Origin of the sequence: Streptomyces sp. NPDC058812 (genome assembly GCF_042744565.1) — a bacterium.
Taxonomy (GTDB): Bacteria; Actinomycetota; Actinomycetes; order Streptomycetales; family Streptomycetaceae; genus Streptomyces; species Streptomyces thinghirensis.
The window spans coordinates 131,461-156,728 of record NZ_JBHYOB010000010.1 but is presented as its reverse complement, the minus strand read 5'-3'; the positions used below and the strand labels follow the sequence as shown (position 1 = coordinate 156,728).

Genomic DNA, 25,268 nt, shown 5'->3' with positions numbered 1-25,268 from the left:
GCGGCGTCACCGCGTCACGACAGCTGCGACTGGACCTGGGAGGAGATCAGCTCCAGGTGGTCCAGGTCGTCGAGGTCGAGGATCTGGAGGTAGATCCGCTGCGCGCCGGCCTCGGCATAGCGGCCGATCTTCTCGACGACCTCGGCCGGGGAGCCGGCCAGGCCGTTGGCCTTCAGCTCCTCGACCTCGCGGCCGATCACGGCGGCCCGGCGGGCGACATCGGCGTCGTCCTTGCCGACGCAGGCGACGAGGGCGTTGGAGTAGGTCAGCGCGTCCGCCCCGCGGCCCGCCTCCTCGGCGGCGGCCCGGACCCGGCCGAACTGGCGCTCGGTGTCCTCGACCGAGGCGAAGGGGATGTTGAACTCGTCGGCGTACCGGGCGGCCAGCCGCGGGGTGCGGGTGGCGCCGTGGCCGCCGATGAGCACGGGGACCTTCGCCTGCTCGGGCTTGGGCAGCGCGGGCGACTCGGTGAGGTCGTAGAACCTGCCGTGGAAGTCGAAGGACTTGCCGGCCTCCGTGGCCCACAGACCGGTGACGATCTCCAGCTGTTCTTCGAGGCGGGCGAACTTCTCCTTCGGGAAGGGAATGCCGTACGCCTTGTGCTCCTCCTCGAACCATCCGGCGCCCAGGCCCAGTTCGACCCGGCCGCCCGACATCTGGTCGACCTGTGCGACCTGGATGGCGAGGACGCCGGGCAGCCGGAAGGTGCCGGCGGTCATGAGGGTGCCGAGCCGGATGCGGTTGGTCTCGCGGGCGAGGCCGGCGAGGGTGATCCAGGCGTCGGTGGGTCCGGGGAGGCCGTCCACGGAACCCATGCGGAGATAGTGGTCCGAGCGGAAGAAGGCGTCGAAGCCGAGGTCCTCGGTGGCCTTCGCCACGGTGAGCAAGGTGTCGTATGTGGCCCCCTGCTGGGGCTCGGTGAAGATACGGAGATCCATGTCTCCATCCTGCCTGCTCGGCGAGGGAGCGTCGTACAGGCTCCTCCCATCGGCCCGGCGCGTTCCCGGCCCCCGGCGGGTGAATTCGCGTCAACCCCGGGCCCGGTGCGGGGCCCGGCCAGTGACCGGGCCGGACGGGGATCGTTTGCCGGGGCGGAGCCGGATCGTCCGGCGTCCGCGCCGGCCGGTGTGCGCCGGCGCGTCACCAGTGCAGGCCTCCCCGTGGGGGGCCTTGGGGCCGAGGAGGCCGTCATGTCCGAAGAGACCGTGCCGCAGCGGGGCGGGGCGGATGCCCGGCCGAACGGGCTGCTCCAGCAGATGGAGGAACTCATGGCGGCGCTGAACGCGGACCTGTCGGCGCTGGACGCCGACCTCCAGTCGGCCGGGGACCAGGGGCGGCCGGCGGGGGTGGAGGGGCGCGCCGACTGAGGCGTGCGGGGGGTGCGGTCGGTGGCTCGCGGTGTCATGGCTAGCCGGCCTCCCGCTCCGGTAACTCGGCGTCGCGATCCGCCAGTCTGCGCAGCATCTCCATGACCCGGTCCCGCGACTCGTCCGCCGCGTCGATCGCCTCCATGCACTGCCAGTACGTGGCCTCGTCGTCGGCGGCGCAGGCGATGCCGACGAGGGCGATGCCGGTCTCGCCCAGCAGGGTGCCGAGGCGCATCAGGGCCTGGCGGGCGTCGCCCAGTTCGGTGAGCTGGGCGGCGCGCAGCTCGCCCGGGGCCAGGTCGGGGGTGCGCAGCACTCCGCAGCCGCGGCCCGCCAACTCGGTCAACCCCAGTGCCTCGCCGCGCAGTTCGGGTGGTCCGGAGACCGCCAGCCGGCTGCCGATCGCCTGCGCCAGGGCCTGCACCTGCCACACCTCCGTCAGGATGTCCGGCACCTCGCCGCCGGCTGCCAGGGCGCGCCCACTCGTCACGATGAGCCGCACAGCGTCCATGCGCTGCCCCCGTCTGTTTCCGACGCGCTCATGGCGCGTCCGCCCGAACTCCGTTGTCCACTACCCAGAGTGAGGGTGTGTGGGACGAAAAGCCAGAGGAAGACGGAAATCTTCGGACAACAAATTGATTTCTGGCCGGTTCCCGACTGCGGAGAGTAATAACGGAGTGCACGGCTCCCCTCAGCCCTCCCGGTCTTTCCGCACCGGGAACCGGAGCTCGTTCCGCTCGATCTTCGCCTCCAGCGCGGCCAGCGGGTCAACGTCGAGCACCTCGCAGAACTGGAGCAGATACGCCAGCACGTCGGCGACCTCGTCCCGGACCCGGTGCGCGGTGTCCGGGTCGGTCATGACCCGGGCCGACTGCTCGGGCGTCAACCACTGGAAGATCTCGACGAGTTCGGAGGCCTCCACGCTGAGCGCGGTGACGAGGTTCTTGGGCGTGTGGTACGGCTGCCAGTGCCGCGCCGCCGCGAATTCGGCCAGCCTGCGCTGCAACGCCACGAGGTCCTGGGAAGGGTGCGGGTGATCGGTCACGTGACCAGGTCTACCACCGTGACGCCCTCCGTCCCGGCCGCCCATGTGGCATCGGCGACGGCCGCGACGAGGCGGATGTGCCCGCGGTCGCACATCCGGGCCGCCAGCCGGAGCAGTTCCGCACGCTGCCGCACGTCCAGGCCGCGGTCGAGGCCGTCGGCGAGGACGGTGAGCGTCTGCAACGCCGCGGGCACCTCGCCGGCCGGGTCGACCTCCAGCACACCGGGGCCGGTGAACAGCACCAGGGCGAGGGCGAGGTAGCGCAGCTCTCCGTAGCCGAGGCGCGCGAGGCCGGTGCGGGTGCCGTCGCCCCGGTCCAGCAGCGCGCGCACCACGCCCCCGACGACGGGCTCGGCCAGGACGTCCGCGACGGGGCCCGCGCATCCGGCGCGTACCGCCGCGACGAACTGCGCGTGCCGCCTCCCGCACTCGGCGCGGGTACGCCACAGCACGTCGGCCAGGTTGTCGCAGCCGCCGAGCAGGCGCCCGGAGCCGGTGGGCACGGGCTCCCGCATCCGGCCGGGCCGCGGATCGCAGGGGAAGACGGAACGCAGGGCGACGACCATCTGCTCGGCCGCGGCCAGCACCCTGCGCTGCCCGTCCGTCTTGCCGGCCACCCGGAGCGGCAGCAACGGGGTGCCGAGCCGGTCGTCCGGCAGCGGGGCGCGGGTCACGGGCGCGGACCCGGCCGTGTGCCAGGCCGCCTGCACGGCACGCCTGCCGGGGTCACGCAGGGCCGTCTGCAGCAGTACGACGCCGTCCGCCGTCAACCGCTCTCCCACGATGCGCAGTTCGGGTTCGGCCTGTACGGCGACGTCCAGGTGCACCGGGCCCGCGGCGCCGTCGGCCGTGCAGCCGATGCGGAAGCCGCGGCGGTGCTGGGCGTCCGGCCGGGCACGCTCGGGCACGCAGGCGACCGGGTCGGGGAACACCGCGCCGAGCTGGGCGCCGCCCCCGAGCCGCGCCAGCGCGTCGTACGCCCGGAGCGCACTGGTCTTGCCGCTGCCACTGGGCCCGGCGAGCACGGTGAGCGGCCCGAGCCGCAGTACGGCGCGCCGGTGCCCGGCGAAGGCGGACAGCCGCAGCTCCGTGATGCGGGGCCGGTCCGGGTGGGGCGGGGCGGGAGTGGCGGGCACCGTTGACGCAGTTGACACGGCCATATGCGGACCGTAGAAGTCCGGCTCATGGCGAACCGTTCCGCCCCAAGGACGTTCCTACGATCGGGGGACGGCACCGTCAGGGCCAGGGGCGCCCGTCACACCTGGGGGTTCGCAAGGCGTCCCGACGAACGCCACCGCGCGCACCCCCCGGCCCCGTCACCCCCCGGGAACCTCCGCCGCGCTCTCCATCAGCCCGTTCACCTCGGTCCCGGCCGGCGTCAGCAGGAAGACGTTGCGGTCGACGCGGTGCATGCCGCTGGCCAGGCCGAAGACGACGCCCGTGCTGAAGTCCAGTACCCGCTTGGCGACCTCGGTCTCGGCGCTGGTCAGGTCCAGCAGGACCGGAATGCCCGCCATGAGGATCTCGGCGACCTCGCGGGCGTCCGCGAACACATTGACCCGCAGAACGACGAAACGGCGACGCGTCTCCGTCTCCGCCTCCGGCATCGCCCGGTGGCCGACCGCGGACGGCCATGCGTCGCGCCCGCGCAACGGAACGACCTGGGCGAGCCCTTCCCACTGTTCATCGGTGACGTCGTGGCTGTTCACCGGCTCCCCCGATTTCACTCGCCTTCATTGCCTGCACCAGCCAATTCTTACGCCAAGTCACCCGTTCGGCCCAACAGCGACACGGTTCGCGACGCTCCGTGTCCGGTGATTGCCACCGCGGACACCGGGGTACTCAGCGACGGCCGCTCCGCACGCGCGGGCGCCGTAGCCGTGCCGACACCCGAAGGAGAGCCCATGGGTGCGCTGGACCTGCCCGAACCCGTCACGCGCGAGGGGGCGCCGCCGCCGGTCGACACCGTCTCGCTCCAAGCCGCCCTGCGCGAGCGGGTCGACGGTGAGGTCCGCTTCGACGCCGGGAGCCGGGCAGCGTACTCCACGGACGCCTCGAACTTCCGGCAGACGCCCATCGGTGTGGTCGTCCCGCGCACCCCCGAGGCCGGCGCCGAGGCGGTGGCCGTGGCGCGGGAGTTCGGTGCGCCGGTGCTGTCGCGGGGCGGCGGGACGAGCCTGGCCGGACAGTGCACCAACGCGGGTGTGGTGCTCGACTGGTCGAAGTACTGCACGCGCGTGGAGTCGGTGGACACCGATGCCCGCACCTGCGTCGTGCAGCCGGGGATCGTACTGGACGACCTGAACCGGCAGCTCGCGCCGCACGGCCTGCGCTACGGGCCCGAGCCCGCCACCCACGCCAACTGCACCATCGGCGGCATGATCGGCAACAACTCCTGCGGCGCCACCGCACAGGCGCACGGCAAGGTCGTCGACAACATCGCCCGCCTGGAGGTGCTGCTCTACGACGGGACCCGCTTCTGGTGCGGCGAGACGAGCGACGAGGAGTACGCCGAGATCGAGCGCCAGGGCGACCTGCGGGCGACCGTCTACCGGCGGCTGCGTGCCCTGCGCGACACCTACGGGGACGAGATCCGCCGCCGGTTCCCGGACGTCCCGCGCCGGGTCTCCGGCTACAACCTGGACTCACTGCTGCCGGAGTACGGCTTCGACGTCGCCGGGCTGCTGGTGGGCAGCGAGTCGACGCTGGTCACCGTCCTGCGGGCGGAGCTGGAACTGGTGCCGGTGGTGAAGGAACGGGTGCTGGTGGTCCTCGGGTTCGACGTCATCGACAAGGCCGCCGACGCCGTGCCCGACATCCTGCCGCACGAGCCGATCGCGCTGGAGGGCGTGGACGCACGGCTGGTCCGCGACGAGCGGATCAAACACCTCAACGAGAAGGCACTCGCCGAGCTGCCCGACGGGAACGCCTACCTGATGGCGCAGTTCGGCGGCGACACCGTCGAGGAGGCGGGCGCGCGGGCCCACCGGATGCTGGAGGCGGTGCACCGCTCCGAGCACGACGCGGACTGCGCCTTCATGGACGACCCGGCACACGAACAGGATCTGTGGCAGGTCCGCGAGGCCGGTCTCGGCGCCACCGCGCACATCCCGGGCAAGCCCGACACCTTCGAGGGCTGGGAGGACTCGGCGGTCGCCCCGGAGAAGCTGGGCGACTACCTGCGGCGGCTGCGCGCGCTGTTCGAGGAGTTCGGCTATCTGAGCGACACCGGCCCCAGCCTGTACGGCCACTTCGGGCAGGGCTGCGTGCACACCCGGATCCCCTTCGACCTGTACACCGCGGGCGGGGTGGCGACGTACCGGAGGTTCATGGAGCGGGCGGCCGACCTCGTCGTCGAGTTCGGCGGGTCGCTGTCCGGTGAGCACGGGGACGGGCAGAGCCGGGGCGAGCTGCTGCCGCGCATGTTCGGGGAGGAGCTGGTGGGGGCGTTCGGGCGGCTGAAGACCGTCTTCGATCCGCTGGACCGGATGAACCCGGGGAAGGTCGTCGCGCCGTACGGGCTGGACGAGAACCTGCGACTGGGCGGTGACTGGGCCCCGTACGAGCCCCGCGACCTGCGCTTCCGGTTCCCGCACGACGGCGGGTCGTTCTCCCAGGCGGCCAATCGGTGCGTGGGCGTCGGAAAGTGCCGGCAGCACACCAGTGACGGCACGGTGATGTGTCCGTCCTACCAGGTGACGCGGGAGGAGGAGCACTCCACCCGGGGCCGGGCCAGGCTGCTGTTCGAGATGCTCGACGGGCACGGGGACGGCGCGATCCGGGACGGCTGGCGCTCGGAGGCGGTCAAGGACGCCCTCGATCTCTGCCTGGCCTGCAAGGGATGCAAGAAGGACTGTCCGGCGGACGTGGACATGGCCACGTACAAGGCGGAGTTCCTGTCCCACCACTACGAGGGGCGGCCGTGGCGCAGGCCGCGCTCCGACTGGTCGATGGGCTGGCTGCCCGCGCTCGCCCAGGTCGTGGGGCGCACCCGCCTCGCGCCGGTGGTCAACGCGTTCACGCACGCTCCGCTGCTGTCGCGGGCCGCCGCGGCCGTCGCGGGGGTGGCGGACCGTGAGGTGCCGCTGTTCGCGGAACAGACCTTCGAGCAGTGGTTCGCCCGCCACGAGCCGCACGGCGACGGGCGGCGCGGGACCGTGCTGCTGTGGCCGGACACCTTCACCAACCATTTCCATCCGCACATCGGGCGGGCGGCGGTACGGGTGCTGGAGCACGCCGGCTGGCGGGTGGAACTGCCGTCCGAGCCGCTGTGCTGCGGTCTCACCTGGATCTCCACCGGGCAGCTCGGGACGGCGGAGAAGGTCCTGACCCGCACCGTGCGCAGCCTCGCCGCGCATGTGCGGGCGGGCGGCCTGGTGGTGGCGCTGGAGCCGAGCTGCACGGCCGTGTTCCGGGCGGACGCGGGGGAGATGTTCCCCGGGGACCAGGACGTGCGCCGGCTGGGCGAGCAGACGGTGACGCTGTCGGAACTGCTCACCGAGCACTCCCCCGGCTACGAGCCACCGCGGGTGCCCGACCGGTCCGCGCGGGCGCTGGCCCAGGTGCACTGCCACCAGCACGCGATCATGGGCTGGGAGGCCGACCGGGAACTGCTGCGCCGGGCCGGGGTGGACGCCGAGCGGCTGGACTCCGGCTGCTGCGGGCTGGCCGGCAACTTCGGCTTCGAGCGCGGCCACCTGGACGTCAGCGAGGCCTGCGCGGAGCGGGTGCTGCTGCCGCGGCTGCGGGAGGAGGACGAGGCGACCGTCGTGCTCGCCGACGGCTTCAGCTGCCGGACGCAGATCCACGAGTTCGACAGCGGCGGCCACGAGGGCGTGCACCTGGCGGAGCTGCTGGCCTCGGCGCTCCCCGGCGCCGCGGGCGACACGGACGTCCCCGGCAGCGCGTACGGCACGGCGCCGGGCGCCCGGCCGGTGGCCCCGGGGCGCCGGGCCAAGGCCCTGGCCCTCGCGGGCACGGGACTGGCCGCCGCCGGCGCGGCGGCGGCACTGGCGCGAGGCCTGCACCGCCGCTGAGCCCGCACACGCCGGGGAGCGGGCACCCGGCCGCGAGGGTTCAGGCAGCCTGGTCCTGCCGGCTGGCCAGCGCCCAGATCACGAACACGTCGATCGCCATCATGATCACGGCCCAGACGGGTGCGTACGGCAGGAAGAGGAACTGGGCGACCAGGCTCAGCGAGGCCAGGAAGATGCCCGCGAAGCGCGCCCAGGCCATGCCCTTGAGCAGGCCGAAGCCGGTGACGAGCACGACCGCGCCCAGGATGACGTGGATGATGCCCCAGCCGGTGAGGCTGAACTCGTAGACGTAGCTGCCGACGCGGGCGTAGACGTCGTCCTCGGCGATGGCCGCGATGCCCTGCAGGACGGCGAGAGCGCCGTTCAGCAACATCAGTACGCCCGCGAAGACGACGCCGCCGGTCACCCAGCCGCTGGTGCGGTCCGCCGGCCGCGGGGCCCCGGCGCCGTGCGTCGGCCTGCCGGGAGAAGGTGCGGCGTGCTGGCTCATGAGCGGAGTCCTTTCCGTTGTCCCCCGTACGGGCCTGCCCCCACCGGCGCCCCGGGGCGCCGACAGGTCACTCCGAGCCTGCGGCCACCCGACCCCCGCGGCCAGACGGGTCCGCCGCACGGGTGAACCGGGTTCGACCGCGTGCCGCGCTGCCCGGTCCCCGGAACGGAAGCGTGCGCGTGCGGCCCTCCCCCGCCTCGCGTTTACTGAAGCGCACATGCGAACGCGCGCGACGGACCGTCGGACCAGGAGGGCCCGTGACGACTCAGCCCGGGCCGGCGAACGCGGTGCCGGCCCGGGCCGAGCAGTCACTGCGGCGCACCCTGCTCAGCCCTGGCTATCCGCGGCTGCTGCTGCTGTGCGTACTGCTGGGCGTTCCCATCGCGCTGGCCTGCTTCTTCTTCGTCGGTCTCCAGCACCAGTTCCAGCACTGGGTGTGGACGTCGCTGCCCGAGGCCGCCGGGTACGACGCCCCGCCCTGGTGGTGGCCGCTGCCCGCGCTGGTGCTCGCCGGGCTGGTCCTGGCGCCGATCGTGACCCGGATGCCGGGCGGCGGCGGCCATCTGCCGGTGAACGGGCTGGGCGGCGCGCCCGTCGGCCCCCGCGCGCTGCCGGGCGCCGTCCTGGCGGCGCTCGCCACGCTGCCGCTCGGCGTGGTGCTGGGCCCCGAGGCACCGCTGATGGCCGTCGGCAGCGGGCTCGCCCTGCTGGCGGTGCGGCGGGCGGGGGCCGCGGGGGACCCGAGGGCGAGCGCGATCCTGGCCACGGCCGGCTCCACCGCCGCGATCTCCACCATCCTCGGTGGGCCGGTGGCCGCGGCCGTCCTGCTCATCGAGGGGGCGGGGCTCGGTGGCGCCCAGCTGGTCGCCCTGCTGCTGCCCTGTCTGCTGGCCAGCGCGGCGGGCGCCCTGGTCTTCACGGGGTTCGGTCAGTGGACCGGCCTGAAGATCGGCGCGCTGGCCCTGCACGACGTGCCGCCGGGCGCCAACCCGGACGCGGGCGACTTCCTGTGGGGCGTCCCGACGGCGGCGCTGATCGCGGTGCTGATCACGCTGGCCCGCGAGCTGGGCCACCGGACCGTCTCCTGGACGCGGCACCGCACGGCCCTGCGCACCGTCGCCTGCGCCACGGCGGTCGGCGTCTGCCTCGCCGCGTACGCCCTGATCACCGGCCGTTCCCCGGCGGAGGCGGCGCTGTCCGGTCAGGCGACCCTCGCCCAGCTCGCCGCGCACCCGCACGCCTGGTCCGTGGGCGCGCTGGTCGCGCTCGTCGCCTGCAAGGGGCTGGCCTGGGGCATCGCGCTGGGCAGTCTGCGCGGCGGCCCGATCTTCCCGGCCGTACTACTGGGCACGGCGACGGCCATGGCCTGCTCCGGCCTGCCCGGCTTCGGCGCGACCCCGGCCCTCGCCCTCGGCGTCTCCGCCGCGGCGGCCGCGGTGACCGGGCTGCCGCTGGCCAGCGCGGTGCTGGCGGTGCTGCTGGTGGGCGGGGACGCGTACGACCAGATGCCGCTGATCGTCACCGCGTCGGTGGTCGCCTTCGCCGTCACCCAACTGGTACGCCGATCAGAACCGGGAGCGGAAGCGGAACCGCCGGAAGCGGCGCCGGAGACGGCACGGTGACGGAGCGCCGGGCCACCACCACGGGGACGGGCGGCGCCCGACCGCGTGCCGCCTGGCGCACGGCCCGGCCCTGGCTCGCGCGGGCCGGCATCGCGGCGGGCACGGTCGCGGCCTACTTCCTCCTCCCCCTCGACCACCTGGGCCCGCGGCGTCCCGTACTGAGCTGGCTGCTGTTCGCCCTGGTGCTGACCTTCGTGGCCGCGATGCTGCTCCGCCAGATCCGTCATGTCCTCGTCGACCGCCCGGAGACCCGGCCCGGTGTGGTCATCCCCCTGCTGATCATCCTGTCCGTACACGTCTTCTCGGCCACGTACTACGCCCTCGCCAAGCAGCCGGGCGAGTTCACCGGCCTGCGCACCCGCGTCGACGCGCTGTACTTCACCGTGGTCACGCTCGCCACCGTCGGCTACGGGGACATCACACCGCGGGGCCAGGCCGCCCGGGTCGTGACCGTTCTGCAGATCGCCTACAGCTTCGTGTTCCTCACCGCCGCCGCGACCGCGCTGACCACACGGGCACGCGACATGGTGGTCCGGCGGACCGAACGGGACCGGCCCGGCTGACGGCGGACGAAGGCGCGGTGCCGGCGGCTGTTTCCGCAGCACCGAGGCCTGTTCGCCGGACCGGCCGGCCCGGAGGCCCGCTTGTCACCACCCCGGTGGGAGCACTACTGTCGCCACGCCTTGGTGAACGGGAAATCCGGTGTGATGCCGGTGCGGCCCTCGCCACTGTGAATCGGGAAGTCCGGCTCCGGCCCTCGCGGGCAGCCACTGGATCGTAGCGATCCGGGAAGGCGGAGCGCGGGCGGTGGTACCCGTAAGCCAGGAGACCGGCCAAGGCGCGTCGTCCATCCACGAGGTGCTGGAGAGGGTCTGCTGAGCCATGCACATAGCCGAGGGCTTTCTGCCACCGGCGCACGCGATCGCCTGGGGTGTCGCGTCCGCGCCGTTCGTCGTCCACGGAGTACGGTCACTCACCCGTGAGGTCAGGGAGCACCCGGAGAGCACCTTGCTCCTCGGCGCCTCCGGAGCCTTCACGTTCGTTCTGTCGGCCCTGAAACTGCCGTCCGTCACCGGCAGTTGCTCGCACCCGACCGGAACCGGTCTGGGTGCCATTCTCTTCCGTCCGCCGATCATGGCGGTGCTGGGCACCATCACCCTGCTCTTCCAGGCGCTGCTGCTGGCGCACGGCGGGCTGACCACGCTCGGCGCCAACGTCTTCTCGATGGCGATCGTGGGCCCCTGGGCCGGGTACGGCGTCTACCGGCTGCTGCGCCGCTACGACGTGCCGCTGATGGTCACGGTCTTCTTCGGGGCGTTCGTCGCCGACCTGTCGACCTACTGCGTCACCAGTGTGCAGCTGGCGCTGGCGTTCCCGGACCCGAGCAGCGGGTTCCTGGGCGCGCTCGGCAAGTTCGGGTCCATCTTCGCCGTCACGCAGATCCCGCTCGCGGTGAGCGAGGGCCTGCTCACGGTCATCGTGATGCGGCTGCTGGTGCAGTCCAGCAAGGGCGAACTCACCCGACTGGGCGTGCTGTTGACGGGGACCCGGACGGAGAGGCAGGCGGTGGCCCGATGAGCCGCAACGCGAAGATCAACGCCCTGCTGCTGCTCGCCGTGGCCGCGCTCGCGGTGCTACCGCTGGTGCTGGGGCTCGGCGACCACAAGGAGGAGCCGTTCGCCGGTGCCGACGCCGAGGCGGAGACGGCGATCACGGAGATCGAGCCGGATTACGAGCCGTGGTTCTCGCCGCTGTACGAGCCGCCGTCCGGGGAGATCGAGTCGGCGCTGTTCGCCGTGCAGGCCGCGATCGGCGCGGGTGTGCTGGCCTACTACTTCGGGCTGCGCCGGGGCCGGCGGCAGGGCGAGGAGCGGACGGCGGCGGCACTGCGGGACGCTCCCGAAGGGGACTGAGTGCTGCCGATCGACGCGGCGGCGCACAGCAGTCGCTGGCGCCGCCGCCATCCCGTGGACAAGGCCGTGCTCGGGCTGGGGCTGACCGTCCTCGCGATCTCGCTGCCGCCGTGGCCCGGCGCGGCGCTGGTGCTGGTGACGGCGCTCGCCGTGCTGCTCGGCCCGGCGGGTGTGCCCGGGCGCCGGCTGTGGCGGGCGTACCGCGTGCCGTTGGGCTTCTGCGTGACCGGGGCGCTGCCGCTCCTGGTGCAGGTCGGGGGCCCGGACGGGTTCCTGACAGCGGCGGACGGCGGCCCGGCGCGCGCCGGTGAGCTGCTGCTGCGCACCTCGGCGGCCTCCCTCGGGGTGCTGCTCTTCGCGTTCACCACGCCGATGTCCGACCTGCTGCCCCGCCTGGTGCGGGCCGGGGTGCCCGCGCCGGTGGTCGACGTGGCGCTGGTGACGTACCGCATGAGCTTCCTGCTGCTGGACTCCGTGCGCCGGGTGCGGGAGGCGCAGGCCGCGCGGCTGGGCCACACCACCCGGGCCGCCGCCTGGCGGTCGCTCGGCGGGCTCGGCGCCACGGCGTTCGTGCGGGCCTTCGACCGGGCGGCGCGGCTCCAGTCGGGTCTCGCCGGGCGCGGCTACGACGGCACCCTGCGCGTCCTGGTGCCCGAGGCCCGCGTCTCCGCGCCCTTCACGGCGGCGAGCGTCGCGCTGCTGGCGGCGCTGGTCGCCCTCACCCTCGTACTGGAAAGGCCGCTGTCGTGAGCGAGTTGACGGAGTCACCGGCACTGGTCGCCCTGCGGGGCGCGTCCTTCGCGTACGAGGAGGGCCCGGCCGTGCTCACCGGCCTGGATTTCGCGGTGCGCGAGGGGCGTGCGCTCGCGCTGCTGGGCCGCAACGGCAGCGGCAAGACCACGCTGATGCGGCTGCTCAGCGGCGGACTCAGGCCGCACGCGGGGACGTTGGCGGTCGACGGGGAGCCGGTGACGTACGACCGCAAGGGGCTGACCCGGCTGCGGACCACGGTGCAACTGGTGGTGCAGGACCCGGACGACCAGCTGTTCGCGGCGTCGGTGTCGCAGGACGTGTCCTTCGGGCCGCTGAACCTGGGCCTGTCCGACGCGGAGGTCCGCTCCCGGGTCGAGGAGTCGCTCGCCGCGCTGGACATCGCCGCACTCGCCGACCGGCCCACCCACCTGCTCTCCTACGGGCAGCGCAAGCGGACCGCGATCGCCGGGGCCGTCGCGATGCGACCCCGGGTGCTGATCCTCGACGAGCCGACCGCCGGGCTCGATCCGGACGGCCAGGAGCGGCTGCTCGCCACCCTGGACCGGCTCCGCGCGGGCGGCACCACCGTGGTGATGGCCACCCACGACGTGGACCTCGCCCTGCGCTGGTCCGACGACGCCGCCCTGCTCACCCCGGCCGGCGTGCACACCGGTCCGACGGCCCCGACGCTGGCCCGCGCCGAGCTGCTGCGGCAGGCCGGGCTGCGTCTGCCGTGGGGCGTCGCGGCGGCCCGGCTGCTGCGCGCGCAGGGCCTGTTGACGGACTCGGCGGCGGGCCCCCGTACTGCGGAGGAGCTGGCCGCCCTGACCGACTGACGGTGGGGGCCGGGGTGCCGGGCGGGCGGCTCGGACTCAGCGCGCCGAGTCGCTGTACTCCGCGCTCCGGGCCGCCTCGGCCGTCTTCTCCTCGGGCTGCTGCCGGGTACCGCGGCGGCCGGGGAGGACGGCGAGGACGATCAGGGTGCCGGCGGCCATGATGATCCCGCCGACGAGGCTGGTCGTGGCGACGCCGTGGGCGAAGGACTGGTTCACGGCGTCGGCCAGGGCCTGCGCCTGCTGGGGTCCGGCGGCGGGGTCCGTCGCGAGGCGCTCGGCGACGGCCAGCCCGCCGCCCACGGAGTCCTGGGCGGTGTCCAGCGCGGCGGCCGGGAGCCGGTTGCCCACCAGGTCGGCGAGTTCGTCCCGGTAGGCGGTGCCGAGCAGGGAGCCCAGCACGGCGATGCCGAGCGAGCCGCCGAGTTCCAGCGCGGTGTCGTTGGCGCCGCCGCCGACGCCCAGCTCGCTCTCCGGGAAGGAGCCCATGATGGTGTCGGTGGCCGGGGACACGCTCAGCCCGATCGCGAGGCCGAGCAGCAGCATCGGGGCCAGGAAGTCGGCGTACGTCGAGTCCTTCTCGATGAGGACCAGGAGGAAGACGCCGACGGTGCCGATCACCATGCCGGACCCCACCATCGCCTTCACGCCCAGCTTCGGGGTCAGCTTCCCGGTCGCCGCGGCGCCGACGAACACGGCCCCGGCCAGCGGCAGCAGGCGCACGCCGGTCTCCAGGGCCCCGTAGCCGAGCACGAACTGCAGGAACTGCGTGGCGTAGTAGATGGCGCCGTAGGTGCCGAAGAAGAAGAACAGCACCGCCAGCATCGAGCCGCTGAAGGGCCGCAGCAGGAACCTGCGCACGTCCAGCATGGGGTGCGGGTGGCGCAGCTCCCACCACACGAAGGCCACCAGGCCGAGGCCCGCGGCGACGGCCGCGGCGACCGGGCCGGCGCCCCAGCCGAAGTGCGGGCCCTCGATGGACGCGTAGACCAGGCTGCCGACGGAGACGATGGAGAGCAGGCCGCCGACGTAGTCGATCCGGCCCATGCCGGCCGCCTTGGACGGCGGTACGAGGATCAGCGCGCCCACAACGGCGGCGACCGCGATGGGGACGTTGACCAGGAAGGTGGAGCCCCAGGCGTGGTCCTCCAGGAGCCACCCGGCGACCAGCGGGCCGACGGCGATGGCGAGGCCGGAGGTGGCGGTCCAGGCCGTGATGGCGCGGACCCGCTCCCCCTTCGGGAAGACCGCGACCAGCAGGGACAGCGTGGCCGGCATGACGACGGCGGCGCCGACGCCCATGATCGCCCGGGCCGCGATGACCAGCCCGGTCTCGTCCACCAGACTGCCCATCACCGAACCGCCGGCGAAGATCACCAGGCCGGTGATCAGCGCACCTCGACGGCTGTACTTGTCGCCGATCGAGCCCAGCACCAGCATCAACGCGGCGTACGGGACGGTGTAGCCGTCGATGACCCACTGAAGGTCGCTGCTGCTCAGGCCCAGGTCGGCCGTCATGTCCGGCGCGGCCACGATCAGGGACGTGTTGGCCATGACGACGATCAGCAGGCTCAGGCACAGCACGAGGAGTGCCCACCAGCGCCGTTCGTAGGGCCCGGTCATCTTCTCGACGGGTGTGGTGGCTAGGAGGGGCATGGGGGCTCCCGGGAAAAGAGGGCAAGCGAGCGAGGGGCAAGTTAATTGCCCATCGATGTGCAGATCAGTGGCAGAGTAGTTTGTTGCACAGCGACGTGCAAATACCGGCCTTCCCGATGCCCGTTCCCGAGGCCCCTTCCGATCGAGGTACCGACGTGACCACCACACGCGCCCGCATCCTGCGAGCGGCCGAGCGGGAACTGGGCCGCGACCCCGACCGCAGCCTCACGGAGATCGCGGCGGCCGCCGGCGTGGCGCGCCGCACCCTCTACGGTCACTTCACCGGCCGGGACGCGCTGGTCGGAGGGCTCGTCGAGGAGGCCGCGGAGGCGGTACTGCGCGCGATCGGCGGGTCGGACGCGCCGGCCCCGGACGACGATCCCGCCGTGGCCCTGGCCTGGTTCGTCCTCGGCCTGTGGCCGATCGGCGACCGCTACGGCACGCTCATCGCCCTCGCCCGCCACCGTGGCCTCGGGCCGGAAGGGGTGAGCGCGATCCTCGCCCCGGCCCGTGACAGGCTCGCCGGCATCCTCGCCCGCGGCCGGGGAGCGGGCGTCTTCCACACCGCCGTGCCGCCCGGTGTACTCGGCGCGGCACTGGAGGCGCACCTGCTGGCGCTTCTGGGCTGCGCGCGTCGCGGGGTCTGGGACGACGACGGCACGGGCGCCGCCGTGGCCGCGCTGATCGTCGCGGGGGTGGGCGCCGACACCGCGTCAAGGGCGGTGCGCGCGCTGCGCGGTGAGGGGTGACGGGTGCGGGGCGGGGCCTACCCGCGGTACAGGGGTTGGGCCTCCCCGCCGTACCGGGGTGAGGGGTACGCGGGCGAACCCGCAGTACAGGGACGGGGAGCACGCGGGCGAACCCGCAGTACAGGGTTGAGGGGTGCACGGGCGAACCGGCAAACCCGCCGGGTCACGCGGCGGGCGAAGCTGCCCTACGGGGATACGGGCGGCGGCCCCTACGGGGACACGGGCCGCGGCTCACTCGTCCGCGACGCCCTCCACCGTCACCGTCGGGGCCACGTCCTCGACCACCGCCCGGGCCCGCTCCTCCGGTACGCCCGCCGCGATGAGCTGGGCGGCCGCGACGCGGGTGCCGTCGTCCTCCAGCGCGCCGGTGTTGACCTGCTCCAGCAGCGCGACCGTCATCGCCTCCAGGCCGGCACTCAGCACGGCGGGCGGCAGGTGGCCGGGGAAGACTCCGTCCCGCTGCCCCCGCTCCAGGATGGCGGTGACCTCGGCGCGGGCGGGGGCCAGGATCTCGGCCACGCGCTCGACGCCCAGGTCGTGCCGGGCCAGCGCCAGCAGCATCCGGTAGCGGTCGCCCACGGGCCACATCAGCAGCACGAAGTGCGCGAGCGCGCGCTCGGCCGGCTCGGCGGGCCCGACCCGCTCCGCCCCGGCGGCCATCGCGCTCCGCAGCACCTCGGACGCCTCCTCGGCGAGGGCCTCCAGCAGCGCCGCGCGCCCCGGGAAGTGGCCGAAGAGGGTCCGCCGTACGACACCGGCGGCTCGGGCCAGTTCCTCGAGCGTGGTGTCCGGGTTCCGCCCCAGTTCCCGGCGGGCGGTGGCCAGGATGCGCGCCCGGTTGGACCGCGCGTTGCGTCGCTGCGGCTCACGGGCAACGGGCTTGGTCACGGGGAACCTCTGGGGCGGGAACGGTCGGGCTGCGGGGGCGTCCATTCTGGCACGGGGGCCTCGGCCCGGCCCGGCCGGTGGCGCGCCCTCCCCGCGCCGGAACGACACTCTCGTAGTCGACCCTCTCGTGGCCGAGTCGACCGCGACCGCGCGGTCGGCGGCTCCGCGACCGGTCGGCCGCGCCCGGGTCACCCGCGCCCGGCCCGGTCCGCACCCCCGGCCGTCCGCCGTGCGGCGGCGAGCGCGGCGAGCACCGTCCCCACCGCCACGACCAGCAGCCCGCGCAGCCACACCTCGGCCTCGATCTGCGTGGCGAGCGCCACGCAGGACAGGGCGCCCAGCACGGGGAGCACGGTCGGGGCCCGGAAGTGGTCGGCCTCGCCCGGGTCGCGGCGCAGCACGAGTACGGCCGTGTTGACCATGAGGAAGACCACGAGCAGCAGCAGAACCAGGGTGGACGCCAGGGTGGCGACACTGCCGGTGAGCGCCAGGAGCATCGACAGCAGGGTCGTGACCGCGATCGCGGCCCACGGCGTACGGCGGCCGGGCAGCACCTTGGCCAGCGCGGCGGGCAGCAGTCCGTCCCGGGCCATGCCGTAGGCCAGGCGGGAGGACATGATGCCGGTGAGCAGCGCGCCGTTCGCCACGGCGACGAGCGCGATGGCGCTGAACAGCCGGGTCGGGACGCCGCCCGCCGCCTCGACGACCTCCAGCAGCGGCCCGCTCGACTCGGCCAGCCGGGCCGTCGGCACCGCCACTGACGCGGCGACCCCCACCAGCACGTACACGGCGCCCGCGGTGGCGAGGGCACCGAACAGGGCGCGCGGGTAGGAGCGCCGGGGGTCGCGGGTCTCCTCGGCGACGTTCACGGACGTCTCGAACCCGACGAAGGAGTAGTACGCCAGTACCGACCCGCTCAGTACGGCCGCCGCGGCCCCCTTCTCCGGCGTACCGAGCCGGCCCAGTCGCGCCACGTCGCCGTCGCCGCGCAGCAGCAGCCAGACGCCGAGGGCGACGATGACGAGGAGACCGGCGACCTCGACGACGGTGGCGGCGACGTTGGCGCGGGTCGACTCCTTGATGCCCCGCGCGTTGACCAGCGCGAGCAGGGCGAGGAACAGTACGGCGACCAGCCCGACCGGCAGGGTCACGAAGCCGGAGAGGTAGTCGCCCCCGAAGCCGCGGGCGAGCGCGGCCACGGACACGATGCCGGCGGCGAGCATGCAGAAGCCCGCGACGAAGCCGGCGAACGGCCCGAAGGCGCGGGTGGCGTAGTGGGAGGCGCCGCCCGCCCGCGGGTACTTCGTGGCCAGCTCGGCGTACGAGGCGGCGGTCAGCATCGCCAGCAGCAGCGCGACGACCAGCGGCACCCAGACCGCTCCCCCGGCGTCGGCGGCCACCTGCCCCACCAGCACGTAGACCCCGGCGCCGAGCACGTCGCCCAGGATGAAGAAGTACAGCAACGGGGTGGTCAGCGCGCGCTTGAGCGCCGGGCTGTCCTGCGCGTCCGCGGGCCGTTGCTTTCCGAGTCTCACCATGGCGCCCCAGGTTTCCCGCAGGACGAGAAGCACGCCATGGTCTTGCCGCTCACCGCGCCGGGAAAGCGCTCGGGTGGGTGGCATGTGCCACCCACCCGATGCGTCGACGCGCCCTCAGCTCTGCGGACGGCTGCCGTGGTTCGCGCCGTTCTTGCGGCGGGCCTTCTTCTTACGACGTCGCTTCGAGGACATCGAACTCTCCTCTCCCTCTACTTTTACGTACTATCCACCGGATTGTCGCCGCGATGGATCACAGGGCCCCTTTCCCGTCGACGCGGCGGCAAACTCCCCGGCGTGAAATGCACACGGGTGGCTCACGTCACGGCTGTGGGGCCGGGGCGCCCACCGGGACCGGGCGGGCCCGTGGACGCCGTCCTCCGTGAGGAGGAGAGGGCTCCTCGTCTCGTGCGGTCGCACCAGGGGGAAGTGACGGCAGGCGCACGACGCCGCACGGGCCTCCGCCCGCGAGTCTTGGAACGTACCCAAGACCGGATGCGGAGATCCCAGAAACGTGGCTACCTTCCTGTATCGCATGGGCCGTACCGCCTTTCGGCGGCGCTGGCTCGTGGCACTGCTGTGGGCGGTGATCCTCGGCGCGGCCGGGGCCGGCGCGGCCAAGGCACCCGCCGCCGGCGACGACGGCACGTCCTTCATGCCCGGCATCGAGGCCCAGCGGGCCTTCGATCTGATCGGGGAGCGCTTCCCGGGCTCGGACGCCGACGGGGCGAGCGCGCGGGTCGTGTTCATCGCTCCCGACGGCGACAAGGTGACCGCCGCCGGCCACCGCTCCGCCGTCGACGCGTTCGTGGCGGACGTCGGCGACGGGCCGCAGGTCGCCAGTGCGGTGAGTCCCTTCACGGCGGACGCGGTGAGCGAGGACGCCTCCACGGCCTACGCCACGGTGACCTACAAGGTCAAGGCCGACGACCTGACCGACGCGGGCCGGACCGAACTGGAGGAGGCCGTCGCCGAGGCCCGCGACTCCGGTCTCACGGTGGAGGTCGGCGGCACCGCGCTCGCCTCCCAGCCGGCCGCCGGGGGCGCGGCGGAGGCCATCGGTATCGGTCTCGCCGCCGTCGTCCTGCTGATCACGTTCGGTTCCCTCGCCGCGGCCGGGCTACCGCTGCTGACCGCCGTGATCGGCGTCGGGATCAGCATGTGCGCGATCCTGGCCCTCGGCAGCGCGCTCGGGCTGTCCATGACCACGGGCACGCTCGCCTCGATGCTCGGCCTCGCGGTCGGCATCGACTACGCCCTGTTCGTGGTCTCCCGCTACCGGGAGGAGCGGGAGAACGGCCACGAGGCGCGGGAAGCGGCGGGCCTGGCGGTCGGTACGGCCGGTTCCGCGGTGGTCTTCGCCGGTCTCACGGTCGTCATCGCGCTGGCCGGACTCTCCGTCGTCGGCGTGCCGATGCTGACCAAAATGGGCCTGTGCGCCGCGGGCGCGGTCGTCGTGGGCGTCCTGGTGGCGCTGACCCTGGTGCCCGCCCTGCTCGGGATGTGGCCGAACGCCGTCCTGTCCCGCAAGGCACGGAGGCGGGGCGCCGCCGGTTCCGGCGAGCACCGTACCGGAGCCACGGACAACGGCGGCACCCGGTGGGCCCGGTTCGTGCTGCGCCGCCCGGTGGCCGTGCTGCTGGCCTGCGTGGCCGGCCTGGGCGTACTCGCCCTGCCCGCCGCCGACCTGCAGCTCGGCATGCCGGGCGACGAGGCCAAGCCGGTCTCGACGACGGAGCGGCGCGCCTACGACGCGCTCGCCGACGGTTTCGGTCCCGGCTTCAACGGTCCGCTGACGATCGTCGCGGACGTCGAGGACGCGTCCGACCCCCAGGCGGCCGCGGCGGCGATCGCCGAGCGGATCCGGGGCACGGACGGTGTCGTGTCCGTCTCCCCGCCCCGGTTCAACGCCGCCGGCGACACCGCGCTCTTCTCGGCGGTCCCGGCCACCGGACCGAACGACGAGCGCACCAAGGACCTCGTGCAGTCCATCCGGGCGGAGCGTCCGGGCCTGGAGAGCGACACGGGCGCGGTCTTCGAGGTCACCGGCAGCACCGCGATGAACATCGACGTCGCCCAGGCTCTCCAGGACGCCCTCGTGCCCTACCTCACCGTGATCGTGGTCCTCTCCCTCGTCCTGCTGATGCTGGTCTTCCGCTCCGTACTGGTGCCGGTCAAGGCCGCCTTCGGGTTCCTGCTGTCGGTGCTGGCGTCGCTGGGCGCCGTCGTGGCGGTCTTCCAGTGGGGCTGGGGCGCTCAGCTGCTGGGCGTCGAGCAGACCGGCCCGATCATGAGCCTGATGCCGATCTTCCTGGTCGGCATCGTCTTCGGCCTGGCCATGGACTACGAGGTCTTCCTGGTCTCCCGCGTGCGGGAGGCGTACGTCCACGGCGAACGGCCCGCGCAGGCGGTCGTCAGCGGCTTCCGGCACAGCGCCCGCGTGGTCGTCGCCGCCGCGGTGATCATGGTCGCGGTGTTCTCGGGATTCGTCGGTTCCGGCGAGTCGATGATCAAGACCATCGGTTTCGGCCTGGCCGTCGCCGTGCTCTTCGACGCGTTCGTCGTCCGCATGGCTCTGGTGCCCGCCGTCCTCGCCCTGCTCGGGGACAGGGCGTGGTGGCTGCCCCGGTGGCTCGACACGCTGCTGCCCCGCGTCGACGTCGAGGGCGCCGGGCTCGCCGAGCGGCCCGTGCCCGTCCCGGGCCCCGCGGCCGGGGGCACCCACCCGCACGAGCCGGTCCGCACCTGATCCGGCCCGGCACCCGGCGGGCCGCGGAACCGTGTCCAACGGCTCCGCGGCCCGCGTCTGTCACGATGTCACCCCAGCCCCACTCGGAGAAACGCGCGATGAGCACACCCTGGCAACGCCGGGCGGCGAGCCGTCCCCGGACCACCGAGGCCGGCACACTCGCGCTCGTCCTCGCGCTCGCCGTCTCCGGCTGCGTCCTCTCCTACGGGGTGATGCCGGGGCCGCCCCCGCTGTGGTCCGGCATCGCGCTGTCCGCGCTCGCCTGCGCGCCACTGCCCCGGCGCCGCAGCGCGCCCTTGCGGGTGCTGGCGGTGGCAGCGCTGTGCATGGTGGCCGTGTCCGCACTGGGCCACCTGGTGACGGCCTTGACCATGGCCCCCCTCATGGTCGCGCAGTACTCCGCCAGCCTGCGCGTCGAGCGCCGGGCGGCCTGGTACAGCGCGCTGTTGGTCACCGCGGCCATGGTCGGCTCCGGTCTCCTCCACAGCGGGCTGCGGGACCAGTGGCTGATCGGCCTGGCCAATCCGGCGGCCTGGGTCCCGCTGTCCGCGGCCCTCGGCGGCTACGTACGCGTCCGCCGCGAGTACGCCGCCGCACGGGCCGAGCACATCGCCCGCGAACGCGAGGAGGAGGCCCGCCACCGTGTCGTCCAGGAGCGGATGCGCATCGCCCGCGAACTCCACGACGTCGTCGCCCACCATCTCACCCTGGCCAACGCCCAGGCGGGGACCGCCGCCCACCTCGCCCGATCGGCTCCCGACCAGGCGTACGAGATCCTGGACAAGCTGTCGGAGACCACCGTCGCGGCCCTGCGCGAGCTCAAGTCCACCGTCGGCCTGCTGCGCCAGGACACCGACACCGAGGACGAGTTGGCCCCGGCGCCTGGCCTGGACCGGCTGCCCGACCTGGTGGCCGCCTGCGCGGCGGCCGACCTGGCCGTCACCGTCACCGTGGCGGGGGACCCGCGACCGCTCGCTCCGGGGCTCGACCTGACGGCGTACCGGATCGTCCAGGAAGCCCTCACCAACGTCACCAAGCACGCCGGTTCCCGCACCGCGGGGGTCCGGCTCGCCTACACCCCCCACTTCCTGACCCTGACGGTCACCAACGACACCGCCACCGTCCGCCCCGCTCCGCCGCCCGGGTCCGCCCACGGCTTCGGGCTCCTCGGCATGCGCGAGCGCGCCCTCGCCGCGGGCGGCACCTTCCACGCCGGGCCCCGGCCGGAAGGCGGCTTCGAAGTCTCCTGCGCCCTCCCCCTGCACGGCCACGACGAAAGCGCCGCCCCATGACCATCCGCGTCCTGCTCGCCGACGACCAGGCCCTGCTGCGAGCCACGTTCCGCATCCTCATCGACTCGGACCCGGACATGACCGTCGTCGCGGAGGCCACCGACGGTCAGGAGGCGATCGACCTCACCCGCGCCCACGAACCGGACGTGGTCCTCATGGACATCCGCATGCCCGGCACCGACGGCCTGACCGCGACGTCCGACATCTGCTCCCGGCCCGAACTGGCGGCCACCCGCGTCCTGATCCTCACCACTTTCGAGAACGACAAGAACGTCGCCAAGGCCCTGCGCGCCGGCGCCAGCGGCTTCCTCGGCAAGGACGTGAGCCCGGACGTCCTCCTGACCGGGATCCGCACCGTGGCCGCCGGCGAGTCCCTGCTCTCCCCCACGGCGACCCGGACCCTCATCACCCGCTTCCTGAGCACCCCCGACAACGACACACCGCTCGCCCCGCCCGAGCGCCTCGCCACTCTCACCGAACGCGAACGCGAGGTCATGTCCATGGCCGCGCACGGCAGGTCCAACGCCGAGATCGCCGACCACCTCGTGGTCAGCCCCTTGACCGTGCGCAGCCACATCCAGCGCGCCATGACCAAACTCCACGCCCGCGACCGGGCCCAGCTCGTCGTCATCGCCTACCAGAGCGGCCTGGTGCAGCCGCGCCCACAGGGTGACGCCTGACGGTGCCGGGTCGCCTGCGCGAAAGGCGCACTTCCCCCGCGTCAGCTCACGTGGACCCGTCATCTCACCGCGCAGCGACCAGTCGTCCTGGGGGCACCTTCACGTTGACGACCCTCGGCGCCGCGTGCAGATGGGGCGGCAAGGTCTGCTGCGCCGCCTTGAAGTGCGCCGAGCCCACGTGCGCCGCACCGGCTTCGTCGTCCCGGAAGGCCGCCACCAGCACGTACTCCGTCGGCCCCTCGATGCCGCGGGACCAGTCGAACCACAGGCATCCTGGTTCGGCGCGCGTCGACCGGGTGAACTCCTCACGGCTACGCTGGCGGCCCAGCGGCTCGGCACCTCGTGAGGTTTCGGCTTCAGGGCCGATCCGGCCGGCGCGCCACGCGGTGGCGGAGGTAGACGACCCTTGAGTTGAAGGTGCGGGTCTCGACGAGTTCGAGATCCACCCGGCGCTCGTGCCGGGGGAAGAACGGGATGCCACCGCCGACCAGTACCGGGTAGACCATGGCCCGGTACTCGTCGATCAGTCCCGACGCGGCCGCCTCGGCGGCGAGCACCGCGCCACCGATCGCGATGTCGCCCTCCCCCGGCTCGGCGCGCAACCGCTCGATCTCCTCTGCCACACCGCCGGAAGCCAGCCGCGCATTGCCCTGCACCGCCGACAGCGTGGTGGAGAACACCACTTTCGGGAGCGGCTTCCAGAGCGCGGTCCACTCGAGCATCGAGTCGTCGAGCGACGGATCCTGGTCGGCGGTCTCCCAGTACAGCATCGTCTCGTACAGCCGACGTCCCAGCAGGTGGACGCCGACCTCTCGGATCTCGTCGATCCAGAAGCGAAAGACGTCATCGCCCGGCGCCGTCCAGTCGAAGTCGCCGTCCGGCCCGACGATGTAGCCGTCAAGTGAGACGCTCATCGAATAGGTCACTCCGCGCATCAGAAGTCCTCCTCGGTGATGGGTCGACGGTACGACCGCTGACCACCGCGGAACCATCGCGCCTCGCGGGATCCCCTGGGCCGAGCCACCTCACTGGATCACTCGACGGATCACTCGGCGAGAAAGCCTCGGTACCAGTCCGCCGCCTCTGCCAGCCGCGCCAGTGGGCCGGGGCCGGGGTCGCACGCGGCGCGGAGCCAGATGGAGTCGCTCCGGTACCAGTGGTCCTGGGCCAGCAGGTGGAACTGGCGGGCGCTCAGACCGCCCGGGTCGGCCGCGAAGATCTCCAGGCACTCCTCCCAGGTACGCGCTTCGCTCGGCCAGGGCGGGAGGATCCTCAGTTCCGCGAGGGTCTCCATGAGGTCGCCGACGCGTACCGGCCGGGGATGGCTGGCGTGGACGACCTGTGGCCCGGGAAGGAGGGGTGCCAGCGTGGTGCGTGCGATCAGACGGGCGAGATCCGACACGTCCACGAGGGACAGCTCGGCGTCGCCTCCGGCCCAGCGAAAGGGGACGGACGCCAGGAGCCGGGCGAGCGCCGGGACCACCCAGCGGTCACCGGCACCGAGCACCAGCCCGGCGCGCAGGACGAGTCCACCGGCCCGGAGCGTGTGGTGCTCGCCGGCGAGGCGCGTGGCGCTCGCCGCCGAGACCGGGGCGGGTACCAGGTCCTCGACGTCCTGGCCGGAGTGCGGGCCTGCCCCGTAGACCGCTGAGGTGGAGAGGTGCACGAGGTGCCGGACGCCTGCGGCGGTCGCGTCCCGCGCCAGGGCGGCGGTGCCCTCCTCGTTCACCTTCCCGCACTGTTCGGTCGTACCGGAGACGAGCGAGGCGAGGTGCACCACGACGTCGGCGTCGCGGCACACTCCGCGCAGCGACGCGGGGTCGGTGAGGTCCGCCGGCGTCCAGCGCACGCGGTCGTCGTCTGTGCCGGGCGGCCTGGTGCGGCCCACCAGGCGCAGCTCGACTCCGGGGTGCTTCAGGAGTTCTCCGACGGTCCGGCTCCCCACGAACCCGGTGGCACCCGTCAGTACGACGCGTACCGGCTTCACGAGTGCTTCCCCCTTGCCAGCGCACCGTCGAGGGTGAGGCGGGCCTGGACGTCGGGTGGGGCGAGGGCGGGCAGGAGGTAGCGCCACAGGGCGGTGACGCGCTGGCTGAGATCGGCGCGCCCCGTGATGATCTCGGACATCACCTGGGTACCGGTGAACGCCCCCACCAGCGTCAGGGCGAAGTCCTTCTCGTCGACCTCCGAGCGCAGTTCACCCGCGTCGCGGGCGGCCCGTAGCTCTCTTTCGAACAGCTCGGCCCACCAGACGTAGATCGAGTCGTCGTGGCGGGCCGGGCCGCCCGGGTCCACCGCCAGCCGGACCCCCGCACGGAGCATCCTGTTGTGCTGCAACTCGACCGCCAGCATGCGCGTCAGGTCCACCAACTGCTGGAGACCCCGGGGTTCTTCGGGCAGGTTCAGGTCGGAAGCCTGTTCCAGCATCACGGCGCGGGCGAGGTCCTCCTTCGACTTGAAGTGGAAGTACATCGCGCCATGGGTCAGCCCCGCCTTCTCCAGGATGCGGGTGACCCCCGCCCCCGAGTAGCCGGCCTCGTCGAAGACTTCGGCCGCGGCGCAGATCAACGCCCTTCGGGTACGGACCGCGCGCTCCTGTGTGCTCCGAGTCACGTTCAAGATCACCAAGCTCTCTCGACAAGAAACAGATCAATCTCTAT

General features: G+C 73.3%; 25 protein-coding genes, 1 pseudogene and 1 riboswitch. Of the genes and pseudogenes, 12 read left to right on the top strand and 14 right to left on the bottom strand.

The annotated features are described in order from the left end of the window. Positions 1 to 14 precede the first annotated feature (14 nt). Positions 15 to 938, bottom strand: coding sequence for an LLM class F420-dependent oxidoreductase (locus tag ACFW48_RS22220; RefSeq protein ID WP_386317093.1), 924 nt, complete (start codon positions 936 to 938; stop codon positions 15 to 17). 252 nt (positions 939 to 1,190) lie between these two features. On the opposite strand from ACFW48_RS22220, the gene ACFW48_RS22215 reads away from it, so the two are divergent. Further along, on the top strand, positions 1,191 to 1,367 hold the full coding sequence (locus tag ACFW48_RS22215; RefSeq protein WP_386317091.1) for a hypothetical protein: 177 nt from the start codon (positions 1,191 to 1,193) through the stop codon (positions 1,365 to 1,367). Between the two features lie 40 nt (positions 1,368 to 1,407). On the opposite strand, the gene ACFW48_RS22210 is transcribed toward ACFW48_RS22215, so the two are convergent. The 4 genes from ACFW48_RS22210 to ACFW48_RS22195 form a co-directional block, all read right to left on the bottom strand. Next, entirely contained in the window at positions 1,408 to 1,878 is a 471-nt protein-coding gene (locus ACFW48_RS22210) for a DUF6099 family protein (protein ID WP_386317089.1), read from the bottom strand. Between the two features lie 180 nt (positions 1,879 to 2,058). Continuing rightward, positions 2,059 to 2,412 (bottom strand): nucleotide pyrophosphohydrolase, encoded by a 354-nt coding sequence (locus tag ACFW48_RS22205; protein WP_386317087.1) that lies wholly within the window; start codon positions 2,410 to 2,412, stop codon positions 2,059 to 2,061. Continuing rightward, positions 2,409 to 3,572 (bottom strand): ATP-binding protein, encoded by a 1,164-nt coding sequence (locus ACFW48_RS22200; RefSeq protein ID WP_386317085.1) that lies wholly within the window; start codon positions 3,570 to 3,572, stop codon positions 2,409 to 2,411. The genes ACFW48_RS22205 and ACFW48_RS22200 overlap by 4 nt, the downstream gene beginning before the upstream one ends. A 156-nt stretch (positions 3,573 to 3,728) precedes the next feature. After that, on the bottom strand, positions 3,729 to 4,121 hold the full coding sequence (locus ACFW48_RS22195; RefSeq protein WP_386317083.1) for a cell division protein SepF: 393 nt from the start codon (positions 4,119 to 4,121) through the stop codon (positions 3,729 to 3,731). A 195-nt stretch (positions 4,122 to 4,316) separates the two neighbouring features. On the opposite strand from ACFW48_RS22195, the gene ACFW48_RS22190 reads away from it, so the two are divergent. Beyond that, positions 4,317 to 7,448 carry an FAD-binding and (Fe-S)-binding domain-containing protein gene (locus tag ACFW48_RS22190; protein ID WP_386317081.1) on the top strand — a complete coding sequence of 1,044 codons (3,132 nt, stop codon included), beginning with the start codon at positions 4,317 to 4,319 and terminating at the stop codon, positions 7,446 to 7,448. A gap of 40 nt (positions 7,449 to 7,488) precedes the next feature. On the opposite strand, the gene ACFW48_RS22185 is transcribed toward ACFW48_RS22190, so the two are convergent. Then, a complete protein-coding gene (locus ACFW48_RS22185; protein WP_386317080.1) occupies positions 7,489 to 7,938 on the bottom strand; it encodes a hypothetical protein in 450 nt (149 codons plus the stop codon). A 257-nt stretch (positions 7,939 to 8,195) separates the two neighbouring features. Here ACFW48_RS22185 and ACFW48_RS22180 point away from each other — a divergent pair, with 257 nt between their 5' ends. The 6 genes from ACFW48_RS22180 (at position 8,196) to ACFW48_RS22155 (ending at position 13,062) form a co-directional block, all read left to right on the top strand. Then, positions 8,196 to 9,560, top strand: a complete 1,365-nt coding sequence (locus ACFW48_RS22180) for a chloride channel protein (RefSeq protein WP_386317078.1) — start codon at positions 8,196 to 8,198, stop codon at positions 9,558 to 9,560. 89 nt (positions 9,561 to 9,649) lie between these two features. Continuing rightward, entirely contained in the window at positions 9,650 to 10,123 is a 474-nt protein-coding gene (locus ACFW48_RS22175) for a potassium channel family protein (protein WP_386317348.1), read from the top strand. A gap of 104 nt (positions 10,124 to 10,227) precedes the next feature. Continuing rightward, positions 10,228 to 10,413: riboswitch (cobalamin riboswitch) on the top strand. 29 nt (positions 10,414 to 10,442) lie between these two features. Further along, the gene (locus tag ACFW48_RS22170; RefSeq protein WP_386317077.1) at positions 10,443 to 11,138 is read left to right on the top strand and encodes an energy-coupling factor ABC transporter permease; all 696 of its coding nucleotides are present in this window, start codon (positions 10,443 to 10,445) and stop codon (positions 11,136 to 11,138) included. Then, positions 11,135 to 11,473 (top strand): energy-coupling factor ABC transporter substrate-binding protein, encoded by a 339-nt coding sequence (locus ACFW48_RS22165; protein ID WP_310870628.1) that lies wholly within the window; start codon positions 11,135 to 11,137, stop codon positions 11,471 to 11,473. Before ACFW48_RS22170 ends, ACFW48_RS22165 begins: the two co-directional genes overlap by 4 nt. Beyond that, positions 11,474 to 12,223: a cobalt ECF transporter T component CbiQ gene (gene cbiQ, locus ACFW48_RS22160; RefSeq protein WP_386317074.1), complete on the top strand. Its 750-nt coding sequence runs from the start codon at positions 11,474 to 11,476 to the stop codon at positions 12,221 to 12,223. Positions 12,224 to 12,228: 5 nt separating this feature from the next. Continuing rightward, positions 12,229 to 13,062: an ATP-binding cassette domain-containing protein gene (locus tag ACFW48_RS22155; RefSeq protein WP_386317346.1), complete on the top strand. Its 834-nt coding sequence runs from the start codon at positions 12,229 to 12,231 to the stop codon at positions 13,060 to 13,062. Between the two features lie 36 nt (positions 13,063 to 13,098). Here the strand turns inward: ACFW48_RS22155 and ACFW48_RS22150 are convergent, their stop codons facing one another. After that, positions 13,099 to 14,715: an MFS transporter gene (locus ACFW48_RS22150; RefSeq protein WP_386317071.1), complete on the bottom strand. Its 1,617-nt coding sequence runs from the start codon at positions 14,713 to 14,715 to the stop codon at positions 13,099 to 13,101. Between the two features lie 155 nt (positions 14,716 to 14,870). Between ACFW48_RS22150 and ACFW48_RS22145 the strand changes: the two genes are divergently transcribed. Then, the gene (locus ACFW48_RS22145; protein WP_386317069.1) at positions 14,871 to 15,464 is read left to right on the top strand and encodes a TetR/AcrR family transcriptional regulator; all 594 of its coding nucleotides are present in this window, start codon (positions 14,871 to 14,873) and stop codon (positions 15,462 to 15,464) included. 231 nt (positions 15,465 to 15,695) lie between these two features. Here ACFW48_RS22145 and ACFW48_RS22140 read toward each other — a convergent pair whose 3' ends face one another. From ACFW48_RS22140 to ACFW48_RS22130, 3 genes are all read right to left on the bottom strand, one after another. Continuing rightward, positions 15,696 to 16,352, bottom strand: coding sequence for a TetR/AcrR family transcriptional regulator (locus ACFW48_RS22140; RefSeq protein WP_386317067.1), 657 nt, complete (start codon positions 16,350 to 16,352; stop codon positions 15,696 to 15,698). A 188-nt stretch (positions 16,353 to 16,540) separates the two neighbouring features. Then, positions 16,541 to 17,890, bottom strand: coding sequence for an APC family permease (locus tag ACFW48_RS22135; RefSeq protein WP_386317065.1), 1,350 nt, complete (start codon positions 17,888 to 17,890; stop codon positions 16,541 to 16,543). Between the two features lie 114 nt (positions 17,891 to 18,004). After that, the gene (locus ACFW48_RS22130) at positions 18,005 to 18,082 is read right to left on the bottom strand and encodes a 50S ribosomal protein bL37 (protein ID WP_370443954.1); all 78 of its coding nucleotides are present in this window, start codon (positions 18,080 to 18,082) and stop codon (positions 18,005 to 18,007) included. Between the two features lie 319 nt (positions 18,083 to 18,401). On the opposite strand from ACFW48_RS22130, the gene ACFW48_RS22125 reads away from it, so the two are divergent. From ACFW48_RS22125 to ACFW48_RS22115, 3 genes are all read left to right on the top strand, one after another. Next, complete coding sequence (locus ACFW48_RS22125; RefSeq protein ID WP_386317062.1) at positions 18,402 to 20,636, top strand: MMPL family transporter; 2,235 nt, start codon at positions 18,402 to 18,404, stop codon at positions 20,634 to 20,636. 98 nt (positions 20,637 to 20,734) lie between these two features. Further along, a complete protein-coding gene (locus ACFW48_RS22120; RefSeq protein WP_386317060.1) occupies positions 20,735 to 21,928 on the top strand; it encodes a sensor histidine kinase in 1,194 nt (397 codons plus the stop codon). Next, the gene (locus ACFW48_RS22115; RefSeq protein ID WP_386317056.1) at positions 21,925 to 22,608 is read left to right on the top strand and encodes a response regulator; all 684 of its coding nucleotides are present in this window, start codon (positions 21,925 to 21,927) and stop codon (positions 22,606 to 22,608) included. Before ACFW48_RS22120 ends, ACFW48_RS22115 begins: the two co-directional genes overlap by 4 nt. A 57-nt stretch (positions 22,609 to 22,665) precedes the next feature. Here the strand turns inward: ACFW48_RS22115 and ACFW48_RS22110 are convergent. The 4 genes and pseudogenes from ACFW48_RS22110 to ACFW48_RS22095 form a co-directional block, all read right to left on the bottom strand. Continuing rightward, positions 22,666 to 22,912 (bottom strand): annotated as a pseudogene (locus tag ACFW48_RS22110) (putative quinol monooxygenase); the annotation flags it as partial. Positions 22,913 to 22,964: 52 nt separating this feature from the next. Next, positions 22,965 to 23,543 (bottom strand): dihydrofolate reductase family protein, encoded by a 579-nt coding sequence (locus ACFW48_RS22105; protein ID WP_386317054.1) that lies wholly within the window; start codon positions 23,541 to 23,543, stop codon positions 22,965 to 22,967. Positions 23,544 to 23,653: 110 nt separating this feature from the next. Further along, a complete protein-coding gene (locus ACFW48_RS22100; RefSeq protein ID WP_386317051.1) occupies positions 23,654 to 24,595 on the bottom strand; it encodes an NAD-dependent epimerase/dehydratase family protein in 942 nt (313 codons plus the stop codon). After that, complete coding sequence (locus ACFW48_RS22095) at positions 24,592 to 25,221, bottom strand: ScbR family autoregulator-binding transcription factor (RefSeq protein WP_386317049.1); 630 nt, start codon at positions 25,219 to 25,221, stop codon at positions 24,592 to 24,594. Before ACFW48_RS22095 ends, ACFW48_RS22100 begins: the two co-directional genes overlap by 4 nt. Positions 25,222 to 25,268: the final 47 nt, after the last annotated feature.